Source organism: Pseudonocardia lacus (genome assembly GCF_018531445.1).
Classification (GTDB): Bacteria; Actinomycetota; Actinomycetes; order Mycobacteriales; family Pseudonocardiaceae; genus Pseudonocardia; species Pseudonocardia lacus.
Map to the genome: position 1 here is coordinate 1 of NZ_JAHDTH010000291.1, position 7,211 is coordinate 7,211.

6 protein-coding genes are annotated in these 7,211 nt (G+C 76.3%); 5 read left to right on the forward strand and 1 reads right to left on the reverse strand.

All coding sequences use genetic code 11. The features are described from left to right. On the forward strand, positions 1-707 hold a 707-nt coding region (locus KIK08_RS35825), incomplete at its 5' end, for a hypothetical protein (RefSeq protein WP_214407762.1). 115 nt (positions 708-822) lie between these two features. Beyond that, on the forward strand, positions 823-2,718 hold the full coding sequence (locus KIK08_RS35830; RefSeq protein WP_214407763.1) for a serine/threonine-protein kinase: 1,896 nt from the start codon (positions 823-825) through the stop codon (positions 2,716-2,718). A 118-nt stretch (positions 2,719-2,836) separates the two neighbouring features. Here KIK08_RS35830 and KIK08_RS35835 read toward each other — a convergent pair whose 3' ends face one another. Continuing rightward, positions 2,837-3,664, reverse strand: coding sequence for a dienelactone hydrolase family protein (locus KIK08_RS35835; RefSeq protein WP_308258110.1), 828 nt, complete (start codon positions 3,662-3,664; stop codon positions 2,837-2,839). Between the two features lie 231 nt (positions 3,665-3,895). On the opposite strand from KIK08_RS35835, the gene KIK08_RS35840 reads away from it, so the two are divergent. Genes KIK08_RS35840 through alr form a run of 3 tightly spaced genes read left to right on the forward strand, consistent with a single transcriptional unit; the run spans position 3,896 to position 7,135 of the window. Continuing rightward, positions 3,896-4,414: a DUF4333 domain-containing protein gene (locus tag KIK08_RS35840; protein ID WP_214407764.1), complete on the forward strand. Its 519-nt coding sequence runs from the start codon at positions 3,896-3,898 to the stop codon at positions 4,412-4,414. 33 nt (positions 4,415-4,447) lie between these two features. Next, positions 4,448-5,935, forward strand: a complete 1,488-nt coding sequence (locus KIK08_RS35845; protein WP_214407765.1) for an NAD(P)H-hydrate dehydratase — start codon at positions 4,448-4,450, stop codon at positions 5,933-5,935. 48 nt (positions 5,936-5,983) lie between these two features. Further along, a complete protein-coding gene (gene alr, locus KIK08_RS35850) occupies positions 5,984-7,135 on the forward strand; it encodes an alanine racemase (RefSeq protein ID WP_408004779.1) in 1,152 nt (383 codons plus the stop codon). The last annotated feature ends 76 nt before the right edge of the window (positions 7,136-7,211 follow it).

Sequence of the window (7,211 nt, forward strand, 5' to 3'; positions counted from 1 at the left end):
CGCCCCCGCCGCCGGGTGGCACGGGGCCGTCGCCGGCCGGTGGGCCCGACGGCTCCCGCTCCGGTCGCCGCCGCTGGCTGCTGCCCGCGATCGGGGCCGGGCTCGCGGCCCTCGCCGTCGCGGCGGCCGTGATCGTGCCGGGCATGATCGAGGGGCAGGGCCCGACCGGCCAGCTCACCCCCACCGGCACCAACCCCGGCGACGTGCAGGCGGTGCTCGGCGTGCCCGACCTGCAGCCCCTGCTGCTGACGGCCGACGACGTCGAGCCGGGCGCCACCGAGCTCGACTCGCCGCCCTACAGCGACCTGGCCTCCGTGCTGTGGTGCACCCTCGCCGTCCCGCAGGACGGCAAGACCGCCGAGGTCGAGCGCAGCATCGCCGCGCCCGACGAGCCCGACTACCAGGTCGACGCCTACCTCGCGGCGTTCGCGCCGGGCACCGCCCCGGCGTTCATGGAGCGGCTCACCGACACCGCGGGCCGCTGCACCAACGTCGGGCGGCCCGTCCCGTTCGCGGCGCCGGCGGGGACCGACCGGGCGCTGCGGATCACCACCGGCAAGCGCGACGCCATCTGGGTCAGCTCGGGCGACTACGTCCTCAAGGTCGACGTCGCGTTCGGGGCCAGCAGCGACGTGGAGGTCGACGAGAGCGTCGCGCCCCGGGTCGTCGCCGCGGCGATCGAGAAGGTCCGACCCGGCGGGTCGTGACGCAGCGCAGGCGAAACACCTGGTCGTCCGGCGCTTCCGTAGCTCCACGGAGTAGCCGTGATCGGCCGGCTGCTACGGTCTGGACCCGGAACCACTCGGCGGGGGCAGAGGTCCGATGACGACGGAGAGCAACAACGCGGTGTCCGGCCGCTTCCCCGAGTTGGAGGCCAACGGCTACCGCGACGTCGTCGAGATCGGCCGCGGCGGCTTCGCCACGGTCTACCGGGCGCGCCGCGTCGCCTTCGCCCAGGACGTCGCGATCAAGGTGCTCAGCGGTGGCCCCGTCGACGGTGACTCCGGCGCGCGCTTCGAGCGCGAGCGCCAGGTACTCGGCGCGCTCGCCCAGCACCCGAACATCGTCACCGTCTACGACAGCGGCACCACCGCCGACGGCTCGCCGTACCTGGTCATGGAGTACCTGCCCGGGGGCACGCTGTCCGACCAGCTCGAGCGCAGCGGCCCGTTCGACGTGCGCCGGGTGGCCGAGATCGCGGTCAAGCTGTGCGGCGCCCTGGAGACGGCCCACCGCTCCGGCGTGCTGCACCGCGACATCAAGCCCGACAACGTGATGTTCTCCCGCTTCGGCGAGCCCGTGCTGGCCGACTTCGGCATCGCCCGGATGAGCGGGGCGTTGCAGACGCAGTCCGGGGTGGTCACCGCGACCCTGTCGCACGCGCCGCCCGAGGTGCTCGACGGGCACCCGCCGACGGCCCGCTCCGACCTCTACTCGCTGGCCTCGACGCTCTACACCCTGCTGGCCGGCTCGGCGCCGTTCGTCCGGACGGGTGAGCAGTCGCTGGCCCCGCTGCTGGCCAGGGTCATCCGCGACCCGGTTCCCGACCTGCGCCCGCGCGGCATCCCCGCCGACGTGTGCTCGCTGCTGGAGCGGGCCATGGCCAAGGAGCCGGCCGACCGCCCGCGCGGCCCGTTGGAGTTCGGCCAGGCCTTCCAGCACCTGCAGCGCGCGAACGGCATCGCCCCGTCGACGATGGTGATCGAGGAGCTCGACGAGGAGGTCACCGGCCACCTCGACCACCTCGACACCACCCGCCTGCCGGTGGTGCGCCCGCGCGCCGAGATCAGCGGAGGACCGACCACGCGCGCGGTCCCGCCGCCGTCGGACCGCACCGGCCCGCCCGGACCCGAGCGCACCCGTCCCGACGCGCCCGGGCGCGGACCGTCCCGGCGGACGTGGTTGGCCGTCGCGGTCGCCGCGCTCGTCGCGGTCGTCGTCGCCGGGGTGTTCCTGGTGCCGCGGCTGTTCGAGTCGGACCCGACCGACGACCCGGTCACGGCGGGCGGCGAGGGCGGCGGTCCCGGCACCGTCACCTACCAGGGCGCGGTCAACCCCGCGCCCGGCCGCGCCGACCTGGAGGTCGCCGACTTCGGGTTCACGCCCGTGCAGAACGGCGTCGGCGACTGGGCCATCACGTGGGCGATCCGCGTGCGCAACCCGAACCCCTCGGACTGGACGGTCAGCTCGGTGAACATGACCGTGACGTTCACCGACGACCGCGGCGTCGTGCTCAACCAGGGCGAGGACGTCTCCATCTACCCCGTGCTGCCGGGCGCGACCAACGCGGCCAGCTCGTACGGCCTGGCCTTCGGCAGCGCCGACACCTACAGCGTCCGCCCGGCCCGGATGAACATCACCGTCACCTCGGTCAACTGGTCGAGCGATCCGGAGGAGGGCGTGGTGACGTTCGGCCCGGCCGACCTGCAGCCCCCCGACGGCGACTCGGTGGGCCGCTCCTACCGGGTGAGCTGCGAGGCCACCTCCACCGCCGCCGAGGAGGTCCAGCCGACGGTGATGGTGCTGCTGCTCGACGACGAGGGCCGCATCGTCGGCGGCGAGTCGACCTCGCAGCGCTACGACCCCGAGCAGCGGGCCGGGTACCCCTACTCGAGCATCGTCCTGCCGCCGGGGTCGACGACGCCGCTGGAGCTGCTGCTGGACGCCGCGCCGGAGGAGGCGGCCAGCGCGGAGTGCTACGGCTCCTACTACACCTGAGCGCCGCCGCGCCCGTTCGGCCCCGTTGGCGTCGCACACCTGTTGCTGCGGCGCACATGTCCTGACGTGTGCGCGGCGACCAGCGGGTGTGCGTGACGCGGCCGAAACGGCCGGCGGGCTAGCGCTCGGCGAGGGTCGTGCCGGGGACCTTGCCGTCGACCAGGACCTCGACCCGGTCCTCCCCGCACAGCTTGTTCAGCAGGAACGCCGTCACCAGCGCGCGGGTGATGCGGCGGGTCTTGTTGTCGGGGCTGCCGGACAGCACGAAGTCGGACCAGTGGCTGCCGTCCAGGAAGCCGGTGTGGGTGGCCTTGTCGATCGTGCGCAGCCACACGGGGCCGCCGGCGGATGCGGCGATGGGCTCGGCGTGGCCGCCTGCGGGGGCGACGGTGTCGCGGCCGGCGGCCAGGTGCAGGACCGGGAGGGTGAGCTCGCGGGAGGAGTCCACGGCGGACGGGCGGGTGTGGGCGACGGCGATCGTGACCACGGCGGCGGTGCGGGGGTGGGCGGTGGCGGCCAGCAGGGCGGCGCCGCCGCCGATGCCGTGGCCGGCGAAGGCGGTGCGCCGGGAGTCGACGCTGACGCGGCCCTCGCCGAGCCGCACGCCCACGCAGACCTCGAGCGTGGTGCGCAGGTCGGCGGCGAAGCCGGCGTGGCTGGGCAGCGGGCCGCGGTGGCTGTTCGGGGCGGCGGCGACGATGCCCCAGGTGGCGAGGTGGCGCAGCAGGTCGGCGTAGCGGTCGGCGGGCTGCAGCCAGTCGTGGCCGAAGGCGACCGCGGGCAGGCCGAGGCCCTCGGCGGGCGCGAAGACCACGCCGGGCAGGCCGACCATGCCGAGGTCGCCGCGCAGCGCCTGGAAGGGCCCGGGCTTGGACAGCTGCTCCAGCGCGTCCTTGGCGTTGCGCAGGGCCGGCGGGCGGGCCACCCCGGAGCGGGTCGTCGTCACGCCCGTCACGCTATCCGTCGCGGCCGTGAACCGCGCGAACGGCACGGCCCGCGGCGCGCCCGCCGCGTTCGGCCGACCGGAGTAGCCGACGGTCGGGTGACACCCGGACGGCGGAACAGTGGACGAGACGTAGGCCACACGACGTATGAAGCGGCTAACGCCGTGCCCCTGTCGACCGAACGATCGCACGGCCGGCCGCCCGAGGGGTGGCCCGACTCGTGTGAGGGACCGATGAGCAGCACCATCCGTAGGAGCCTGGCCGCCGTGGGCCTGGCCGTCGTACTCGGCGGGGGGCTCGCCGGCTGCGCGGGCAGCGTGCCCAAGGACGACGTGGCGTCGGCGATCGACGGCAAGCTGGCCGAGCAGAACATCGGCGCCGACGCCGTGACCTGCCCGGAGGACCTGCCCGCCGAGATCGGGAAGTCGGTGCGCTGCGAGTTCGTCGTCGACGGCCAGCCGGTCGACGCCATCGCCACCGTCACCTCGATCCAGGGCGACCAGGCCAACTTCGACATCACCACCGAGGCGCGCCCGATCGCCAAGGCGCTGCTGGACGAGAAGATCGCCGAGCAGGTGGCCCAGGAGCTGCAGACCCAGGTCGACGGCGCCGACTGCTCCGGCGACCTGGCCGCCGAGGTCGGCAAGTCGGTGACCTGCACCGTCACCGGCGGCGGCGAGAGCATCGACCTGAACGTCAGCGTGACCTCGGTCGACGGCGGCCTCATCAACTACACGCTGGAGCAGGCCTGACCGACCTCGGCCCGGCGCACTAGCGTCGGGCCGGTGGAAGGCGTCTGGACCGCGGAGCAGATCCGCACCACCGAGGCCGTGCTGCTCGACCGCACGCCGGAGGGCGCGCTGATGCGCCGGGCGGCGTTCGGGCTGGCGACGCACGCCGCCCGGATGCTCGCCGGGCGCGGCGGCGTGTCCGGCTCGCGGGTGGTGCTGCTGGTCGGGGCGGGCAACAACGGTGGGGACGCGCTGTGGGCGGGGGTGACCCTGCGCCGCCGGGGGGTCGGCGTCACGGCGGTCCTGCTGGACCCGCCGCGCGCCCACCCGGCCGGGCGGGGCGCGCTGCTGCGGGCCGGCGGCCGCGCCGTCGACCCGGACTCCGGTCTGCTCGCCGCGACCGGCGCCGACCTGGTCGTCGACGGCATCGTCGGGATCTCCGGTCGGGGCCCGCTGCGGGAGCCCGCGGCGACGATCGTCGCGGTCGTGCGGCGGGCCGGCATCCCGGTCCTCGCGGTGGACGTGCCCAGCGGCGTCGACACCGACACCGGGGCCGCGCCCGGCCCCGCCGTGGTCGCCGACGCCACGGTCACGTTCGGGGCGCGCAAGCCGGTGCACGTGCTGGCCCGCTCGTCCTGCGGCCCGGTGCACCTCGTGGACATCGGGCTCGACGCCCACCTGCCCGACCCGCACGCCGAGGTCGTCGGGGCCGCCGACGTCGCCGCCCGCTGGCCGGTGCCGGGGCCGCGCGACGACAAGTACACCCAGGGCGTCACCGGGGTGGCCGCCGGCTCGGCCACCTACCCGGGGGCGGCCGTGCTGTCGACCGGGGCGGCGGTGCTGGCGACCAGCGGCATGGTCCGCTTCGCCGGCTCGGCCGCCGACGGCGTGCGGGCCCGCTGGCCGGAGGTGGTGGCCACCGACACGCTCGCCGGGGCCGGGCGCACGCAGGCCTGGGCGGTCGGGCCGGGCATCGGGACCGACGGAGCCGGCCGCGACCTGCTCTCGGCCGTGCTCGACCGGGACGTCCCGCTGTGCGTCGACGCCGACGCCATCACCCTGCTGGCCGAGCACGCCGACCTGCGCGCCGCGGTCGCCGGGCGCCCGGTGGTGATCACCCCGCACGACCGCGAGTTCGCCCGGCTGGCCGGCGACGTCGGCGACGACCGGATCGCCGCCGCCCGCCGGGCCGCCCGCGAGCTGGACGTGACCGTGCTGCTCAAGGGCAACGCCACCGTCGTGGCGGATCCGCGAGGTCGGGTCGTGGTGCACGCCGCCGGGTCGTCGTGGGCCGCCACCGCGGGCTCGGGCGACGTGCTGACCGGCATGATCGGCGCGCTGCTGGCCGCCGGGCTCGACCCGTGGTGGGCGGCGGCCTGCGCGTCGCTCGTGCACGGCGCGGCCGCCGACCTGGCCGCCCGCGGCGCCGGGTCCGTGACGAGGCCCACGCCCGGCCGCTCGGCCACCGCCCCGGCCCCCGCGTCGATGCTGCAAGCGGCCATCCCGGACGCCCTGCGCGCGCTGCGGGGCGGCACCGGCTGACCCCGGCGGCCCCTGTACCCGTCGGTACCGGATGCGATGATGAACCGCGTGACCGACCCGGTGGTGCGCGCGGAGGCGGTGGTGGACCTCGCCGCCGTCCGGCACAACGTCGGCGTGCTGCGGCGGGTCGCGCCGGGCGCCGACCTGATGGTGGTGCTCAAGGCCGACGGCTACGGCCACGGCGCCGTCGAGGTCGCGCGGGCCGCCCTGCTGGCGGGAGCGACCTGGCTGGGCGTGTGCACGCTCGACGAGGCCGCCGCCCTGCGCGCGGCCGGCATCACCGCGCCGCTGCTGTCCTGGCTGCACCTGCCGGGCGAGGACTTCGCCCCGGCCGTGGCCTCCGCCGTCGACCTGTCGGTCTCCTCCCGCGAGCACCTGGCCGCCGTGCTGGCCGGCGCCCGCGCCGCCGGTCGCCCGGCCCGGCTGCACCTCAAGGTCGACACCGGGCTGTCGCGCAACGGCGCCCCCGCCGCGCGGTGGCCCGACCTCCTCGACGACGCGGCCAAGGCCGTCGCCGACGGGGAGGCCGAGGTCGTCGCCGTCTGGTCGCACCTGGCCGCCGCCGACACCCCCGACCACCCCTCGCTCGACGTCCAGGCCGCCCGGCTCACCGCCGCCTGGGAGTCCACCCGCGCCCGCGGCCTCGACCCGATCCGGCACCTGGCCAACTCGGGGGCCACGATGTCGCGCCCCGACCTGCACTTCGACCTGGTCCGTCCGGGCATCGCGGTCTACGGCCTCGACCCGTTCGACCGGCCGGTCGCCGAGAGCCCGCTGGTCCCGGCGATGACCCTGCGGGCCCGCGTGGTGCTGGCCAAGCGGGTGCCGGCCGGCGAGGGCGTGTCCTACGGCCACGAGTGGACCACCCCGCGGGAGACGACGCTCGCCCTGCTCCCGGTCGGCTACGCCGACGGCGTCACCCGCGCGCTCAACCGGCACGGCCGGATGCGGGTGCTGCTGGGCGGCGCGCTGCGCCCGGTCGTCGGGCGCGTCTGCATGGACCAGGTCGTCGTCGACTGCGGCGACGACGAGGTCCGCGTCGGCGACGAGGCCGTGCTGTTCGGCGCGGGCGGCGACGGCGCCCCCACCGCCCAGGACTGGGCCGACGAGCTCGGCACCATCCACTACGAGGTCGTCACCGGGGTGCAGTTCCGCCGGGTCGTCCGCGTGCACACCGGAGGGGACGAGCAGCAGTGGTGAGGCGCGGGGTCTGGGGCGCGGCCGCGGGCGCCGCCGGGGCGGCCGGCGTGGCCGCCGCCGGGCTGGTCGCCCGCCG

What these genes read in the sequence shown, in the direction of transcription:
- KIK08_RS35830 (WP_214407763.1), top strand. Translation starts at nt 823, where the DNA reads ATGACGACGGAGAGCAACAACGCGGTGTCCGGCCGCTTCCCCGAGTTG.
- KIK08_RS35840 (WP_214407764.1), top strand. Translation starts at nt 3,896, where the DNA reads ATGAGCAGCACCATCCGTAGGAGCCTGGCCGCCGTGGGCCTGGCCGTC.